This window comes from Bacteroides sp. LFL-34, assembly GCF_027257075.1.
GTDB lineage: Bacteria > Bacteroidota > Bacteroidia > Bacteroidales > Bacteroidaceae > Bacteroides > Bacteroides ovatus.
In genome coordinates this window covers 78269-95794 of record NZ_JAPQKZ010000027.1, presented here as the reverse complement: position 1 = coordinate 95794, position 17526 = coordinate 78269, and the positions used below count along the sequence as shown (strand labels likewise).

10 protein-coding genes are annotated in these 17526 nt (G+C 44.8%); 4 read left to right on the top strand and 6 right to left on the bottom strand.

The window, feature by feature from the left end:
• Positions 1 to 282 precede the first annotated feature (282 nt).
• From N5O98_RS16425 to N5O98_RS16400, 6 genes are all read right to left on the bottom strand, one after another.
• Entirely contained in the window at positions 283 to 3048 is a 2766-nt protein-coding gene (locus tag N5O98_RS16425) for an alpha-L-rhamnosidase (protein ID WP_004320957.1), read from the bottom strand.
• Positions 3045 to 4448 carry a rhamnogalacturonidase gene (locus N5O98_RS16420; protein WP_004309132.1) on the bottom strand — a complete coding sequence of 468 codons (1404 nt, stop codon included), beginning with the start codon at positions 4446 to 4448 and terminating at the stop codon, positions 3045 to 3047. Before N5O98_RS16420 ends, N5O98_RS16425 begins: the two co-directional genes overlap by 4 nt.
• Complete coding sequence (locus N5O98_RS16415) at positions 4445 to 5047, bottom strand: DUF4450 domain-containing protein (RefSeq protein ID WP_004309133.1); 603 nt, start codon at positions 5045 to 5047, stop codon at positions 4445 to 4447. The genes N5O98_RS16420 and N5O98_RS16415 overlap by 4 nt, the downstream gene beginning before the upstream one ends.
• The gene (locus tag N5O98_RS16410) at positions 4998 to 6533 is read right to left on the bottom strand and encodes a glycoside hydrolase family 28 protein (protein WP_004309134.1); all 1536 of its coding nucleotides are present in this window, start codon (positions 6531 to 6533) and stop codon (positions 4998 to 5000) included. Before N5O98_RS16410 ends, N5O98_RS16415 begins: the two co-directional genes overlap by 50 nt.
• Positions 6534 to 6581: 48 nt before the next feature.
• A complete protein-coding gene (locus N5O98_RS16405; protein ID WP_004305254.1) occupies positions 6582 to 7820 on the bottom strand; it encodes a rhamnogalacturonan acetylesterase in 1239 nt (412 codons plus the stop codon).
• A gap of 129 nt (positions 7821 to 7949) precedes the next feature.
• Complete coding sequence (locus N5O98_RS16400; protein WP_032847388.1) at positions 7950 to 10826, bottom strand: exo-beta-1,4-galactosidase; 2877 nt, start codon at positions 10824 to 10826, stop codon at positions 7950 to 7952.
• A gap of 242 nt (positions 10827 to 11068) precedes the next feature.
• On the opposite strand from N5O98_RS16400, the gene N5O98_RS16395 reads away from it, so the two are divergent.
• The 4 genes from N5O98_RS16395 to N5O98_RS16380 are packed head-to-tail and all read left to right on the top strand — an operon-like array spanning position 11069 to position 17442.
• Positions 11069 to 13426: a family 43 glycosylhydrolase gene (locus N5O98_RS16395; protein WP_004309136.1), complete on the top strand. Its 2358-nt coding sequence runs from the start codon at positions 11069 to 11071 to the stop codon at positions 13424 to 13426.
• 31 nt (positions 13427 to 13457) lie between these two features.
• Positions 13458 to 15608: a beta-galactosidase gene (locus N5O98_RS16390; RefSeq protein ID WP_004305251.1), complete on the top strand. Its 2151-nt coding sequence runs from the start codon at positions 13458 to 13460 to the stop codon at positions 15606 to 15608.
• 38 nt (positions 15609 to 15646) lie between these two features.
• A complete protein-coding gene (locus N5O98_RS16385; protein ID WP_004301557.1) occupies positions 15647 to 16012 on the top strand; it encodes a hypothetical protein in 366 nt (121 codons plus the stop codon).
• A gap of 44 nt (positions 16013 to 16056) precedes the next feature.
• A complete protein-coding gene (locus tag N5O98_RS16380; protein ID WP_004309137.1) occupies positions 16057 to 17442 on the top strand; it encodes an alpha-d-galacturonidase in 1386 nt (461 codons plus the stop codon).
• Positions 17443 to 17526: the final 84 nt, after the last annotated feature.

The following is a 17526-nucleotide window of genomic DNA, read 5'->3' as shown; positions in this document are numbered from 1 at the left end:
AGATGCTGGGAACACATAAATCAAAGAAATCTTCAAAAGATCGCAGCTTAAAGAAAGTGAACAGATTTGTATAGTGATGAACAAAAAAAGAGGTGCATCGTGCATTACGACACACCTCCCACTTTGCAATGTGCCTATTGTCCCATTGTAACGGGACGACTTACCGGCTGCATAAAAAAACTAATCTCTGCACTGAAAACCCTTAATCTTTGCACTGAAAAGTCTTAAGTACAAGATTGAAAAACTAGTTTGTTGCAGTATGATGATATGACAATGCCTCAACTATGGCATCACATTTACCGGAATCAGCCGTACCTCACTATTCAAGCCGGAGGGTAATGGACTCCAATGTCCATAATTGGCCGGACGATAGTTCAAATCAACAATATTGATTTCTTTGAATTTGCGCCACTGCACTCCCTGCCTGTCTAATTCTGTAATTCGATTCGCAGGGAGATTCGTGACTTCTATCTCGATGTGGTTTTTTCCGGGTTTTAAGAACTGGCCCACCTTTAGTTGATAAGGCACTGCCCATGCGCATCCCGCTTCCTGTCCGTTGATGCGGACACGGGCACTTTCGCGTACATCTCCCAAATCAAGAATCCAGTCGTCGGCCTGCAAAGTCGGCAATTCGATGTCTAAGGAATAAACACCGGTTCCCATGTTCGTTTGGGCTGCCGGATGATCGATATGGGTCCATGAACAGGGGCGATCTATATCAAATGTTCCTTGAATTTCCGGTTTGCTTTCGGCGAAGTGTAACTTCCAACCATGATCCAGACGAAGACTGAAAGGTTGCTCTTTGACATACTTCCACGGTTTGGATGCCTGCAAAGGTTGTTGATATGTTTGCAGAATGAACGATTCACCGGATTTTAATTGCAGATAGACTTGTGTTTTTCCGTTTGCCTGTCTTACCTTAGCTTCACCACATTCTCCGGTCATGGGATTGAAGAGAGCGGCTGCGGCTGCATTCGTTCCCAATGTGATCCAACCGTCCACTCCTTTATTTTGCAAGGAAGAGATGAAATAGTGGTGTCCCGTATCATTCACTCTTCGGATCGCTTGTAGTCCGAATTTGGTTTTCATTTCTTCGGGAGAAATATTGCAGCTGGCCAATGTGCGTGCATAATCCGTTCCTGTGATAATCTTCCCCTTTCCGATTGGAGTAACGGTTGTTTCCGAGAAAGAAACAGCCGGAAGTTGCCGGAGCGTACGCTGGTAACTTTGGCGTTTTTGTTCCAACTGACCGTATCCCGGTACATCTGTCGGATAATTTTCGAGGAATACGATAGTAGCTCCCTGTTTGGCCAGTTCATAAAGATGTGCCAATACATCACTCGGCATTAGGTGTGCAGCAGGCACTACCAATGCTTTGTAGCCCGTTCCGCCTGAAGTAACCAACTGTCCGTCTTTGAAACGTGTACTGCGAATAAAGTTATCGGAAATATAATCCCCGTCATACCCGCTGTTGTTGATGCGATGGATAGCGTCGATAAACTTAGGAGCCAGTTTATCCATGTGGTGTATCGTGAATAATAACAATCGTCCCGGTTGCTCATTCCACATATCATATACCGGAAGATAAATCAGGAAATCATTATCCGGCCGTCCCATTTGCAGAAAGCTCTGGCAACGGGTGATATAGTTGAAGAACGAAGGGGCATCACGCCAAATACTGTTTGTCGGACTCATATTGATAGAAGCGTAGAACAACCATCCGGGCCATTCGGCTTCTTTCGGAGAATACGGAGTGCCGTGGAAAAACATGTGATTGACTCCGGAAACAAACATCAAATCCATATCCGGTTTACATTGCGACAGGGAAGTACGGAAATGCTCCGTCAGCCATGTAAATGTCTCGGAAGAAGTATACGTTTTTCCTGCAATATGAGCTGCCGAGGAGGCATATTTCAGCATAGACAGGTCCGAATCATTCTTTTTGGTCAATGAGTCCTGACGCAATCCTTCGATGTGGAACTGCGACAGTCCGAAACCTTCACATTCCGGAATATCCACGGAAGCATAGATATCAATCAGATTACCGGGCGAACCATGTGCCTGATTACGGGTGATACTACCGTTTTTGTGTGCCCAGTCTGTCCATTGATGACTGAAGTTCTCCAATAAGAGGTCGGAAATGGTTTCCCGGTAATCCGACACGATACGTCTGCTAACTTCCGGACGGTTTTTATCCAGGAATTCGGGGAAATGTTCTTCCAGTTTATACCCCCGTCTACGAGCGAACTGTTCCAGGAAATCATCCGTCCAGTCAGCTTGATAAACTTCGTATGAATCGTTGAAGAAAGTATGTGGATAACTTGTCTTGCTACTTTTGAAAGCACGGTCAAAGCGGGAAAGATAATTTTTTACCGCCTTTTTTGAGAGATGATTCATCACATAGCCTTCTCCTCCCGGAGCTGCCCGTTTCACTTTCTGCCTTGTTTTTCCGATGTAAAGAGCGATCACTTTCCATTTGCCGGCAGGCGCTTTCCATTGCAGTTTGTCTTTTTTGACGTGAGCAGTCAGGTTGATACATTTGCCTTTCTCATCATATGCCATCACCCGGCTTAGTACAGAAAATGGTTGTTGCTTGGGATCGGTCACATTAATATCCTGTTCAATCTCTTTGCCGCCCTCTATTTCGTATGTCTGGAAGATAGCCTTGGTAGCCGCATCTTCTATACTAACTTCAGGTCCGCCAAAAGGCCATCCGGTTCCGGTATTCATATCAATCTCAATACCCGTACGTTTTCCTTCCGTTTGTGTATGCTTAAGCATTTCCATCCAGCGGGGAGAAAGGAACTGAATTTCATTCGCGTCATTGCCTTGCACCCCATAGATAGGAGTAATTTCTACTGCTCCCATTCCGGTACGTGCGTATTCTTCCAGATTATACGTCAGATTCTTTTCGTCTACGGCACTTCCCAGCCACCACCATCTGGCGCCGGGACGTGCTTCCACCGGAGTGTCCGGCCATTGTTGTGCTTGCATTACTCCACCTGCGGCGAGCAGGCAAAGAACTATCAATTCTCTTTTATTCATCATTCTTTCGGTGTGTTATAGTATTCTATATTTTCTGCGTCATCAGTTACAAAAAGCGGTCGTCCGTCCGGCTGTTCAAAGTGGAAGCGGATGCCGTCGAAGGTAATGTTCCGTGCGTGGCGGATATAAAACCCTTTGGCGGGAATAGTGCCGAACATCCAGGGTTCGGGGTATACTTTCTCCTGTTCGGGCGGAATACGTTTGCCATCCTCTTCGCTATATCCTCCTTTATAATAGAGGTGAATATTCCGAAAAGTTACGTCCTCAATACATGCACCCGGCACTCCGTTGATGATAGAAGCATACCGGCTGTCGGCATTCCATACATTGATATCGCTGATAAGAATACGTTTCATGGTACCTACAGGAGTACCTTCAGGACTGCGCATACGTGCGCCCAACCGAAGGAAAATAGGCGCGTTGACTATATTTCTCATTGTAATATTACTGATTACAATATCTTCCAGATGTCCTCCGTCTACCGTTTCCAATGCCAATCCACGGCAATGTTCAAAGATACAGTTCGTAATCGCAATATTGCGGAAACCTCCACTACTTTCTGTGCCGAGTTTGATGCGTCCCGTACGGAAACCATGATCGGGAGCCTGCGGTTCGTCCAACTGCCAAGTGCCGTCCATTACACTGCCTTTGTCAAAGCCGCTGACATAACAATCACTGATCGTCACATTTTCCGTATCTTGGAAGCGTCCTAATCCATAAGAGGCTTTCAATACAATGGCATCATCCCAGGGGGAGTTCACCGTGCATTGGCTGATACGTACGTTCCGGCAGCAATCAATATCAAAGCCATCCCGGTTGGTGTCTACTTTCAGATTCATAATCGTCAGATGATCCACTCCGGTAGCCAACAGGGCGAAATGCCCGCAATGCAGCATGGATAAATCTTTCAGGGTCACATTTCTGCAATCTTTCAGGCTGATAGCCTTATTGCCTACCCCCGGTAGGCGACTCTCTTCACGGGTCAAGCCTTTGCCATAGATTAAGCCGGGACCACTGATCGTAATATTCTCCAGTCCGATTCCCCAAATTAAAGAGTTTTTCCAATGGCTGTGACCGAAATCCTGATACTTATTATGTTCATTCGGTTCGGCGGTATCATATCCTTCCTCTTTTCCGGGAAAGGCGGCAATGATACGGGTGCCCTGTTCCAAATAGATATGAATGTTGCTTTTTAACCGGATGGAATAACACGCATATTCTCCCGCAGGTAGATATACTGTGCCTCCTCCGGCCTGTGCGGCCGCTTCAATTGCACGATTGATGGCAGGCGAATCAATCGTTTTCCCATCCGCTTTGGCTCCGAAGTCCATTACATTATAAATGGCTGCATGTAGATAGATGCAACCTATTAACAGACTGAATAATAAATAGATCCTTTTCATTTTTTGTCGATTTTGGCAAAAATATCCGGTAACATATAGTAGTTGTAATCCGCTTTTTCATTCTGTTCGTAGAAACAGAAGTAAAGCCGGAAAGGCTTGCTTCCTTCGTTTCGCGAAGAAGCCGGGGAGAGACTGCAACGTCCGGCCAGTACAGGGCGGTCGGTTCGTTTGCCTGATTCGTAAAGCATCAGGGGAGTTGCATCCTTATGTCCGTCACTCAAGCGAATATCATCGGTAGGAGTGACAGCCTGCAGCGTCCGTAATTGCATACTTTCTCCGTAGTAGCAAGTGAAGGCTTGTCCCTCCACGCTGAATACATTGATGTCCGAATCCGGTTGGCAATCGCCGAAACTCCAAAATAGGGCATCGGCTTCCGGAGCAGAGGCGACTTCTACTTCCAGAATAAATCCACGACTATCGGGCAGTGCTTTCCATTGGAAGGATACTCCCTGTATCTTTTCTTTAGGTTTTAGCCAGTGGCTTTCATTTCCTTTTGATATGCCCAACCGGAAAGTGCCGGCAGGTGGCGTCAGTGCTTGTGCTTGCGCATCAATGAGCAAGATTCCCAGCAGTACGATGGTCAGGAGATGTCTTAACATAGTTGAAGTTGATATTACTTTGTTCGTTCTCTTTTAGTTCAATGACATTCTTTTCTTCTGTCTTTAATGTAATTTCAGACAAGTTGAAATTCTTCGTATAGCAGATTTTGCCCGGTTTGTCGGTCTGCGCTTCGATGGCATAAAGATAGAAATTTTCCAGACGTAACGAGTCATTCCATCCCGAAGCGGAGATAAATTCGTCCACATTTTCCGCTTTTACCTTTGATACGTAGACATTGCGGAAACGCGGATAACCTTTTTCGGGAGGCGTTACCGGAGTCAGCATGATTCTCCAGTGTTCCGGGATTTCTTTCCCTTCATACTCTTTGGGTAAAGTGCTGTAACTGTAACTGGGGTTCCAGTTCAAGTCTGCCGCCAGCACGTGACGGACGTTTTCCGCTTTTACTTCGGTCATATAAATGTTTTCGATTGTCCCTCCACGGTTCATGGCGCTTTTCAACCGCAGCACGGCGGAGGTGCCGATTGCTTCCAGATTATATCCCAATACATTCCGTATGCTACCGGAAGTTTCGCTTCCGCAGGTGATAAGTCCGGCACCTTTGCGGGCGATGCAATTGCGTATGACCACATTTTCCGTAGGAAGGTTCACCCGCAGTCCGTCTGCATCCCGTCCCGATTTGATACAGATATTATCATCGTTACAGTCTACATCGCAGTTTTCGACCAAGATATTGCAGGAAGAATCAATGTCGATACCGTCCGTGCTCGGACCGTGTCCACCTATATTGTTGTTGATGGTCAATCCGTCTATCGTGCAATAATCGGAGTAAAGAATCTGACATCCCCAAAAACCGGTACGCATCAGGGTAAATCCTTTCAATGTAATGTCCGAGCTACGTTCTATGAGGATGCCCCGTACCCGTTTGCAGTCATAATCCACAATCCAGCGCAATCCTTTTGCTTCGTATTCTTTCCGCATTTCCCAATATTTATCCCAAAATACTTTTCCCCGGCAGTCCAGCGTTCCTTCTCCGCTGACGGAAGCGTTCTTTTCATTGACAATGTTGATAACTGCCGCGGGCCATGTCATCTCGATTCCTGCAATCCGTGAGCGGAATTCGGGATAATGATGAATGTAAGGGCTGGCCAGTAAAGTCACCCCTTTGTCCAGTTGCAGGTTGACACCGCTTTTTATGAACAGTGCGCCAGTCTGATAATATCCCGGCTGAAAAACTACCGTTCCTCCACCGATGACGGCACAACTGTCAATTGCTTTCTGGATAGCTTCCGTGCTAAGCACCGTGCTGTCTGCTACTGCGCCAAAAGAATTAGCGGATAAAATTACATGGTTTCCGGGCATTTGCCGGCTGCCTACACTATCGGCCCATGACAAATCCGGTTGTTGCGGTACTTGCCCCCATTCGAAGCTGTTGTTTCCTGCCTGTTTAGCCGTTGGGGTGGCGCAAGCTGCTGTCAAAAGTGTGCCTGCCAATAGGAACAGGGGAAAGATGCTTTTGGTTTTCATATTTATCTAATGCCTGATTCTTAATACTTAATACCTACTACTTATCTCTTAATTTCCGTCCGGTTTTTCAATTTCCGTGAATGGTGATTCGTTCCAGTGGAAACCATTTACATCGTCCGGCTGTGCCGGATTATAGGACGGGTCTATTTTCAGGTGTTTAGCCAGTTCCGGTACGGCTTTCTTCATTCCTTCAATCACACATTGGGCTATTTGATAGGCTCCGTATGGATTGAAGTGGGTGTTATCCTCAAAAGCTTTGGTCTGTCCCGGATAAGTGCCTGCCGGATAGTGTACGAAAGCACGTTTCGACGTTTCTGTTCCCAAAGCTTCATAAAGCGTACGGGTCATCTCGTTGAGGTCGATCAACGGAACATTTTCTTTAGCTGCCAGCCAGCGCATGGCTTCCGGATAATCTTCGTGTGTGTCACGGATATGTCCGGTTGCGTCGAAACTCCGGCGTTGGGTGGGAGTGACCAGTACGGGGTATGCTCCCCGTGCACGAGCTTCATCAATAAATGTTTTCAGGCTGGTCATAAAAGAGTAATAAGCTCCTTTGCCCGGTCCTTTTTGCTTTTGGTCGTTATGCCCGAATTCCATGAAAAGATAATCTCCTTTCTTTATCTGGCTCAATGCTTTTTTCAAACGTCCTGCGGCAATAAACGTATTGGCTGATTCGCCCGATTCCGCATAATTGGCGATACAAACGTCCGTACCGAAAAAATGAGGTATCATTTGTCCCCAGCTTGCCCATGGCTCGTTGTCCTGGTCGACTACGGTACTGTTACCGCATAGAAAAACGGTAATCACCGACGGATCGGCAGGCTCGATGCTGATACTCTGGCATACGGGTGCATCGCCGTTAAATTCCAGCGTCAGTTTATCGTCCCAGTTCAGTTTGGCTTTTTCGCGGGGTTTGATACGTACGGATTCTTTTTCGGAAATGCGGGGGTTGCGTTTGTTGATGATAAATGTTTCATCTACGAATTGTCCCTTTTTAGTAGCGAGGTTATCAATGAACAGTCGGCGTGATTCGCCTCTTACTGTTGTCACCCCTGCCTGTTTCTTGCTTCCCAGGCGAACGGTTACTTGATAGTTACCGTCCGGCACGCGGACAGAAAAGAAGAAGGGTGCCTTGCTGCCTTTTTCGGGAGTAGCGACGAGATCATATCCATATCCCGTCTCCTCACTGTAGCGGGGAGCATCTGCCAACTGGTATGTTTGGGCTTTCTCCTGTGCATTGACACTTGCCGTAGCTAAGAGTAGCAAGCCTATGATCGTAGTTTTCATGTAAAATGATATTTAATGTATATTGTTTATGGAATTTAGGCACGGATTACACGGATTTCACGGTTTTTAGAATTACGCTTTTATAAAGCAACAGCGTAATCCGTGTAATTCGTGCCTGATAATTCCCATTTAGTTAATTTTCGGTTTGAGCTCGTCAGGAGAATCTTTGGTATAAGATTTCACATCTCCCGCCACTTTGGTGAATAATGCTTGTATTAGCTCCGGAGCTATCTTGTCTGCCGGACGGAAAGCATCCGAATTCATATAATTCAGGATTGCTTTGTGCATCTGGCGGGCAACGATTCGTTTTTCCGGTTGGGAAGTAATGTCCATACTGGTCATCATCAATTTACCGTTCAAGACCTTTGCTTCGAACAACATGCCGATTTTCCGGCTGATAAACCAAGTATCAATACTTTGAACCGTTGGTTGGAATGTTGCCGGGAAGTCGGTGAATTGCATCACCTGCGCTTTGTTCAGCAGTTCCCACCATTGAAGGTTACTATGATATTCGGTAGGGAATTCGCGGAAAAGAGGGTGATATTCATTCAGGAAAATACCGGTTGTGTGCGGCGGACGCATCTTGAACCAGGAAGTATTCCAGAATACGGGAGTGAAGTATTGTTTGACTTCTTTGCCGTATTGTATCTTTCCGGCAGCCGTAATCAGCACATTTCCTCCGTCTTGTAACACAGCCAATGCCTTGGCGTCCAAGGTGTCGGTGGTATATACTGTTCCTTGTACCAGTTCCACTTGTGCCGGATATACCCAGAAATCCCAGTCGTTTACGGCATCACAGCCTTCGATACGTACTTCCAGATTTAGTTTCTGCGGTGTATCGATTCCTTCCAGAGTCATATCTACACTACCCAGAGAATAAAGATTTCCGATGGGAATGTGATGGGTGCCGACAGTTCCATGAGCATATACTTTTCCGAATTTATCCTTAATGGTATATACTGTTTTTGCACTTTCTAAGGGAGCAGCTCCGAAATGAGATACTTCAATGTCGGCATGGAATGTTTCATTGTTGGCATATACAAATTTAGGAATACGTGCCAAAAGTACGGTCGGACTGCAAAAGCGTCTGAACTGTTCTGCGTTGATATATCCTTTTTCTTCAAAGAACACGTCCAGTACACCGACTAATGCAGTTCCCTGGCCGGAATAATCATTGAGAGCCAGCAACTGGAATCCCGCATAGTCCGGAGTACGCAAGGTCTTTTCAATCTCATGTTTGTAGCAGAGTGCCTGCAATTTGCCCGAAGCCATCATAAAGTCGTGACTCTGGCTTCCCATGTGGTTATCGTTCAGAATATCCCGGAAGATTTCAAAGTTCTTCGCTTTGTTGACTCCGGTATATTTACGGATCTCATTGAAATTCGGGAATACGCACCATTGACCTGTTTCGTGTGATACATACGGTTGTTTCACCGTGTCGATTCTTGCACGATAATCCGATTCACTTTCCGGTTGCGCACCTGCCCAACTAAGTCCGCGTGCGCCGGCTTTCACATGATACTCATTGTGAGGTTGCCATTGCCAGCTGTTTCCAACGGAGGCTCCTGTGTATACACGACGCGGATCGGTTGCTTTCCAATAATCCACGAACTTGCTGACCCATGCCACCCAACGACCGGAAGGTTCATTGCCGCAAGCCAGCATGCAGTAAGAAGCGTAATTCCCATATTCCTTGGTCAGTGCAATGGTTTCGTCCATCAGGTATTTGTCAATCGGTTGTCCGTTACCCAGTCTCGGACCGTGGTTCGGCCAGCTCGGTCCTTCCGGTTGCAGATAGAAACCGACCAGATCGGCAGCGATGAAAGCTGCTTCCGGCGGACAGAAAGAGTGGAAGCGCATGTGATTCAGGCCATAGTTACGACAAATGCGGAACACCCGTTCCCAAGAAGCTACATCCATCGGCGCATAGCCTGTCAATGGGAAGTCACAGTTTTCCACCGTACCGCGAAGCATCGTTTTGCGACCATTTACATAGAACCATTTCCCTTCTATCTTGAAATCACGCATACCGAACTGTACTTGTTGTGTGTCAGTTTGCTTGCCGTTGGTTAATTTTGCCGTCAGTTTATAAAGTGCCGGACTGAATTCATCCCACGTCAGAAACTCTTTTCCCATCGGAAGTTCCATTTCCACCGGATTATCTCCCGGACGGATGTTGAAACTTTGATGTACGGGAGCCACTTTGTGCTGAATGTCCGTGTTAAAGCTCGCAGCGGAAAGGGTGATCTCTCCCTTGGTGGAAGAAGCAGACCGTATATTCATGCGAACCAGCGCTTTCTGATTGCTCAAATCGGGATATACCTGAATATCTTCTAAATGGACTTTAGGAGTAGCTTGTAATTCGATTCGTCCGACGATACCGTTCCAGTTACCTTGTGTCTGGTCGGTGATGCTGTGAGAATCTGGACCTACGTTGATTTCTTTGATTCTATTATCGATACGGATGGTAATCAGGTACGTTTTTCCGGGGGTGGTTGCAGCAGTCAGGTCATAGACATGGGGAACACAAAGACTGTTTTGCATACCAAGCTCCTGCTGATTTACCCATACAGTAGTTTCGATGTGCGGACGTTCCAGAAAAAGAGTGATTCTTTCTCCTTTCCAGTCAGCCGGAATTGTCACTTTCTTTTGATACCAGGCCACACCTACATAATGTTTGTCGGGAGTCAGAAAGAAGGGTAGCTTTACTTGTCCCTCTATCTTGTATTTTTCCATATATGGGTTGAAGTAGTAAGAACTGTCGTAGAGGCTTCCGGTCCATTGGGTACGGACGGTCACTTCATCTCCTTTCAGTTTTTCGGGCATGGAGCCGGGCAGGTTGATAGAATCGTCGAGGGATTTTTTGAACCATTGTTCCTTGACGCCGGTATCTTCCCGGTCTATCCGGAAATTCCATTTGCCGGATAAGCTGAAAGAGTGATTTTGTCCCGCTACGGTCAGTATGGAGATAAATACGATAGCAATACTTACTAAAAGTCGTTTCATGATATATAGAGTTGATATGTTTTTCATTCTTTTTAAAATCTGCCGCTAAAGTAGAGCTTTTTAAGGGTTTAGTAAATAGAAAGATGTACAGATACATAGAATATTGTATCAAAATGGACATCTAAAAGCGTTCGTGTACAAAACTACATGGATTTGAAATATTGTCCATGCTCTTTATCTTTGAGGAGGGGCGGAGATGCCTTATCTTTGCAAGGTAAACTTTTTAATCTTAATAAGGAACCATGAAAAAAGTAGTAATCTGGATAGCTCTAAGTCTTTGGTCGGTGATGACAGTCTTTGCCGGTGAGACAGCTTACCTCTTTTCTTATTTTATCAATGACAGTAAAGACGGACTGCATTTAGCATATAGTTATGATGGATTGAACTGGCTGCCTTTACATGGCGGACGTTCTTATCTTACCCCTGCGGTTGGTAAAGATAAATTAATGCGTGACCCCAGCATTTGCCAGTCGCCGGACGGAACTTTTCACATGGTCTGGACTTCCAGTTGGACGGACCGGATTATCGGATATGCCTCTTCACGCGATTTGGTTCATTGGAGTGAGCAACAAGCAATCCCTGTGATGATGCACGAGCCGGATGCACATAACTGTTGGGCTCCCGAACTGTTTTATGATGAACCTTCACAAACCTATTATATCTTTTGGGCAACTACGATTCCCGGCCGTCACAAAGAAGTGGCTACCAGTGAAAGTGAGAAGGGACTGAATCATCGTATTTATTATGTAACAACGAAGGATTTTCGTACTTTCTCAAAGACGAAGATGTTCTTCAATCCAGATTTCAGTGTGATTGATGCCGCTATTGTGAAAGACCCGAAGCGGGAAGACCTGATAATGGTAGTCAAGAATGAAAATTCCAATCCGCCGGAAAAGAATTTGCGTGTGACGCGTACAAAGAAGATAGAAAAAGGATTCCCGACCAAAGTATCGGCACCTATTACAGGAAAATATTGGGCGGAAGGTCCAGCTCCTCTTTTTGTAGGTGATACGCTTTATGTCTATTTTGATAAATACCGTGACCATCGTTATGGAGCTGTTCGTTCTTTGGACTATGGTGAAACATGGGAAGATGTGTCCGATCAGGTCTTTTTTCCGAGGGGGATTCGTCATGGAACGGCGTTTGCAGTGGATGCCTCCATTGTGGAGTCACTGATTGCCGACCGGAACTATAATCCGCTTATTCCCGATAATCTGGCGGATCCGTCTGTCTCCAAATTTGGTGATACCTATTATCTTTATGGCACTACCGATCTGGATTACGGACTTGGACGTGCCGGAACTCCTGTCGTATGGAAATCGAAAGATTTTGTGAACTGGAGTTTCGAAGGTTCCCATATCAGCGGGTTCGACTGGTCGAAAGGATATGACTACACGAATGATAAAGGTGAAAAGAAAAAGGGCTATTTCCGGTATTGGGCGCCTGGAAAAGTGATTGAGCAGGACGGCAAGTTTTATTTATACGTTACGTTTGTGAAACCGGATGACAAGATGGGAACTTATGTACTTGTAGCTGATCGCCCGGATGGTCCTTTCCATTTTACTGCGGGACAGGGGCTTTTGCCTCCCGGAGAAGAAGGAACAGATAGCCCGGCTGTCGTTGATGATATTGACGGAGAACCTTTTATTAATGACGATGGTTCAGGATATATCTTCTGGCGTCGCCGGAATGCGGGACGGCTTTCTGCGGACAGGCTTCATCTGGATGGTGAGCCGGTAGCTCTGGCAACAGCCCGCCAGGGATATTCCGAAGGTCCGGTGATGTTTAAGCGTAAAGGTATCTATTACTATATTTATACGTTGAGTGGTCATCAGAATTATGTCAATGCTTATATGATGAGCCGCGAGTCTCCTTTGACGGGTTTTGTAAAGCCGGAGGGGAACGACATTTTTTTATTCTCTTCTCCTGAAAATCAAGTGTGGGGACCGGGACATGGCAACGTGTTTTATGACGAGGGAACGGATGAATATATTTTTCTCTATCTGGAATACGGAGATGGCGGAACTACCCGTCAAGTGTATGCTAACCGGATGGAATTTAATGACGATGGAACGATAAAGACATTAATCCCCGATATGCGTGGTGTAGGTTATCTGGCTGCTTCCCAAGAGACCCGGCCGAATCTGGCATTACAGTCGCATTTTTATGCTTCCAGTGAGAAATCTCCCCGTACTTCCGTGGTCAATATCGAAACGCAACCCAATCAACCGTTGCCGGAAAAAGGTTCGGTGAAGAGCTATACCCGCACGCATACTTATCAGGCTACCCATGTAGCTGACGAATCGAATGGAACCCGTTGGATGGCGGCTGATACGGATAGCAGTCCGTTTATTACAGTCGATTTAAAGGAAATCCGTAAGGTCGGGGAGTGCCAGCTCTATTTTACCCGTCCTACTGAAGGACATACCTGGCGACTGGAGAAGTCTATCGACGGAAAACATTGGCAGATGTGTGCCGAACAAGGGAAAGTACAAGTATGCTCTCCACATATTGCTAAGGAGATAGGAGAGACACGTTATCTCCGTCTTCATATTCGTAGGGGAGATGCCGGTTTGTGGGAATGGAAAATATATGAATAACGTTTTATAACGCTAATAATCAATCGAATTTATGAAGTATATGGTAAAAAGTAAAATTCTGGCTACTTTCTGTGCCGGTCTATTAACCGTTTCTACCGGAATACAGGCAGCAGAGAGACTGGCAACCGGAACTCAACAGAAGCAAGCTCAAAAGACTGTAATTGAAACTTCTCCCTGGTTTGATGATAAAGACCTGACTTTGACGGGTGTCTATTATTATCCCGAACACTGGGATGAGAGCCAGTGGGAACGTGACTTCAAGAAAATGCATGAATTGGGATTTGAATTTACCCATTTTGCCGAGTTTGCCTGGGCGCAACTGGAACCGGAAGAGGGACGCTATGATTTTGCATGGCTGGACAGGGCTGTAGCTTTGGCAGCCAAGTATGATTTGAAAGTTATCATGTGTACTTCTACTGCCACTCCTCCTGTATGGATGAGCCGGAAATACCCCGAAATTCTATTGAAGAATGAGGATGGAACGATACTTGACCACGGTGCTCGCCAGCATGCTTCATTTGCTTCGCCTCTTTACAGGGAATTATCATACAAGATGATTGAAAAACTGGCGCAACATTATGGCAATGACTCCCGTATTATCGGATGGCAACTCGACAACGAACCTGCTGTACAGTTTGATTATAATCTGAAAGCGGAGCTTGCTTTCCGTGATTTTCTCCGTGCCAAATACAATAATGACATTCAACTTTTAAATAATGCATGGGGCACTGCTTTCTGGAGTGAGGTTTATTCGTCTTTTGATGAAATAACGCTTCCCAAGCGCGTACAGATGTTTATGAATCATCATCAAATTTTGGATTACCGCCGTTTTGCTGCATCACAAACCAATGATTTCCTGAACGAACAATGTCTGTTGATAAAGAAATATGCAAAGAACCAATGGGTGACTACGAATTATATACCGAATTATGATGAAGGTCACATTGGTGGTAGCCCCTCGCTTGATTTTCAAAGTTATACCCGTTATATGGTATATGGTGATAATGAGGGGATTGGTCGTCGAGGCTACCGGGTAGGTAATCCGTTGCGGATAGCCTGGGCAAATGACTTTTTCCGTCCGATACAGGGAACTTATGGTGTGATGGAATTACAGCCGGGACAGGTGAACTGGGGCAGTATCAATCCCCAACCTCTTCCGGGCGCAGTTCGTCTGTGGATGTGGAGTGTGTTTGCCGGTGGAAGTGATTTTATCTGCACCTATCGTTATCGCCAGCCTCTTTACGGCACGGAACAATATCATTACGGAATTGTCGGCACGGACGGAGTGACTATAACTCCCGGTGGAAGAGAATATGAGACATTTATAAAGGAGATTCGTGAACTTCGTAAACATAGCTCTTCCCGTGAAACCAAACCTGCCGATTACCTTGCCCGTCGTACAGCTATTCTTTTTAACCATGAAAACTCCTGGAGCATTGAGCGACAGAAACAGAACCGGACATGGGATACTTTTGCACACATCGAAAAGTACTATCGTACCCTAAAATCATTCGGAGCTCCTGTCGATTTTATTTCCGAAGCAAAGAACTTGTCCGATTATCCGGTCGTTATTGCACCGACTTATCAATTAGCTGATAAAGAACTGGTAGACAAATGGATCACTTATGTAAAGAACGGCGGAAACCTCATTCTGACTTGTCGTACGGCACAGAAAGACCGTTATGGTCGTCTTCCGGAAGCTCCCTTTGGTTCTATGATTACTCCGCTGACCGGAAATGAAATGAACTTTTATGATTTGCTGCTTCCCGAAAATCCCGGTACTGTTGTTATGGACGGAAAAGAGTATATTTGGAATACATGGGGAGAGATTCTGAATCCTCCGGCAGATGCTCAAGTATGGGCTACTTATAAAAACGAATTCTATGAAGGAAGTCCGGCTGTGACTTTCCGCAAACTGGGGAAAGGTACGATTACCTATGTAGGAGTGGACAGCCACAATGGAGCATTGGAAAAAGATATATTGAAAAAGCTATATGTACAGCTGAATATCCCGGTAATGGATTTGCCTTATGGCGTGACAATGGAATACCGGAATGGGTTGGGAATTGTATTAAACTATTCAGATCAGCCTTATACCTTCAACTTATCGAAGGGAGCCAAAGCATTGATCGGGACTACAGAGATTCCTACAGCGGGTGTATTTGTGTTTTCAGTGAAATAAGTGTTGAAAAGAATTATGTTACAATTAAATTATTTATTATGAGACTGTTGAACTATTGTTTTTTGATTGGAGGAATATTAATTGCTTCTTGTGTTGGTAATTCGAGTAATAAATCTCAAAATGATAAGAAAATAAATCCGGCGGATACTATTTATTTAGGAGATTTACGTGAAAAATTTGAAGGAGATTCTGTCTTTTTTGCAAAAGTGGCACCGGATCTGATATTGACAGATTATCAATATTTCTGGGCGGCAACAGAGTCAGATGCCATAGCCAATGGGTTAACAAAAGATTATTATAAGAAAGTAAAACAAGAAATTACTGCCACAAATGAAGCAATAAAGAAGGGAGTAATGAAAGGCGCTAATGTGAAACGAATTCCCGATTTTCAGAGTGTGAAATAGCTAAGAATGTTTTATCTTGGTATGTTGGATAATAGAGTAATGATATGATTAAAAGATATTTTCTAAGTTTAATAACTTGTACTTGTTTTTATTTGTTAGCCGCTTCTTTTACTTCGAAAAATGGCAACTATGAAGTGCTTAAAGTAACCGCTCCTTTTCCGATGCAACCTATTAAAGTGTTTATCTATCCTGATAAGGACTTTATAATTACAGACTTCGGTGCCGTCAATGGAGGAAGAGTAGATAATACAAAAGCAATTACTAGTGCTATTGAAGCGTGTAACCAATCCGGTGGCGGACGTGTTGTTGTTCCGGCAGGTACATGGCTGACCGGTCCCATTCATTTTAAAAGTAATGTGAATCTTTATTTGGAGGAGAATGCGGTTTTGAATTTTACGGATAATCCTTCTGATTATCTTCCGGCAGTGATGACTTCATGGGAAGGCTTGGAATGTTATAATTATTCGCCATTACTCTATGCTTTTGAATGTGAGAACGTGGCGATTACAGGTAAAGGGACTCTTCAGCCGAAGATGGATACCTGGAAAGTATGGTTCAAACGTCCTCAGTCTCATTTGGAAGCATTGAAGGAGTTGTATACAAAAGCTTCGACTAATATCCCTGTGATCGAACGTCAGATGGCAATAGGGGAGAACCATCTTCGTCCGCATTTGATTCATTTCAATCGTTGCAAGAATGTTTTATTGGATGGGTTTAAGATTTGTGAAAGTCCGTTTTGGACCATTCATCTCTATATGTGTGACGGGGGATTAGTGCGTAATCTCGATGTAAAAGCACACGGACATAATAATGACGGTATTGATTTTGAAATGAGCCGTAACTTTTTAGTGGAAGATTGCTCTTTCGATCAGGGGGATGATGCAGTAGTGATTAAAGCCGGACGTAATCAGGATGCTTGGCGGTTGAATACTCCTTGTGAAAACATCGTTATCCGTAATTGTCAGATTCTAAAAGGACATACTTTACTTGGTATCGGAAGCGAAATATCGGGAGGAATACGGAATATTTATATGCATGACTGTACTGCTCCGAATTCTGTGATGCGCCTTTTCTTTGTGAAAACCAATCATCGCAGAGGTGGATTTATAGAGAATGTTTATATGAAGAATGTAAAGGCAGGAACGGCTCAACGTGTACTCGAAATAGATACCGAAGTGTTATACCAATGGAAAGATCTGGTACCTACTTATGAAGAACGAATTACTCGTATTGATGGTATTTATATGGATAAGGTGACTTGTGAATCGGCAGATGCTATTTACGAACTGAAAGGTAACTCCAAACTTCCGGCTAAGAATGTAATGATTAGGGATGTAAAAGTAGGAGAGGTAAAGGAGTTCGTGAAGAAAGTGAATAATGTAGAGAATGTAGTGGAAAAGAATGTGACTTATGATAGGAAAGGGAAATGACCCTTTCCTGAAAGTAGTAGAAAATTTCATGCTATAATTTTAGTATAATGTAGTATCTTAGCAGCAAAATTGAAAACTTTATGC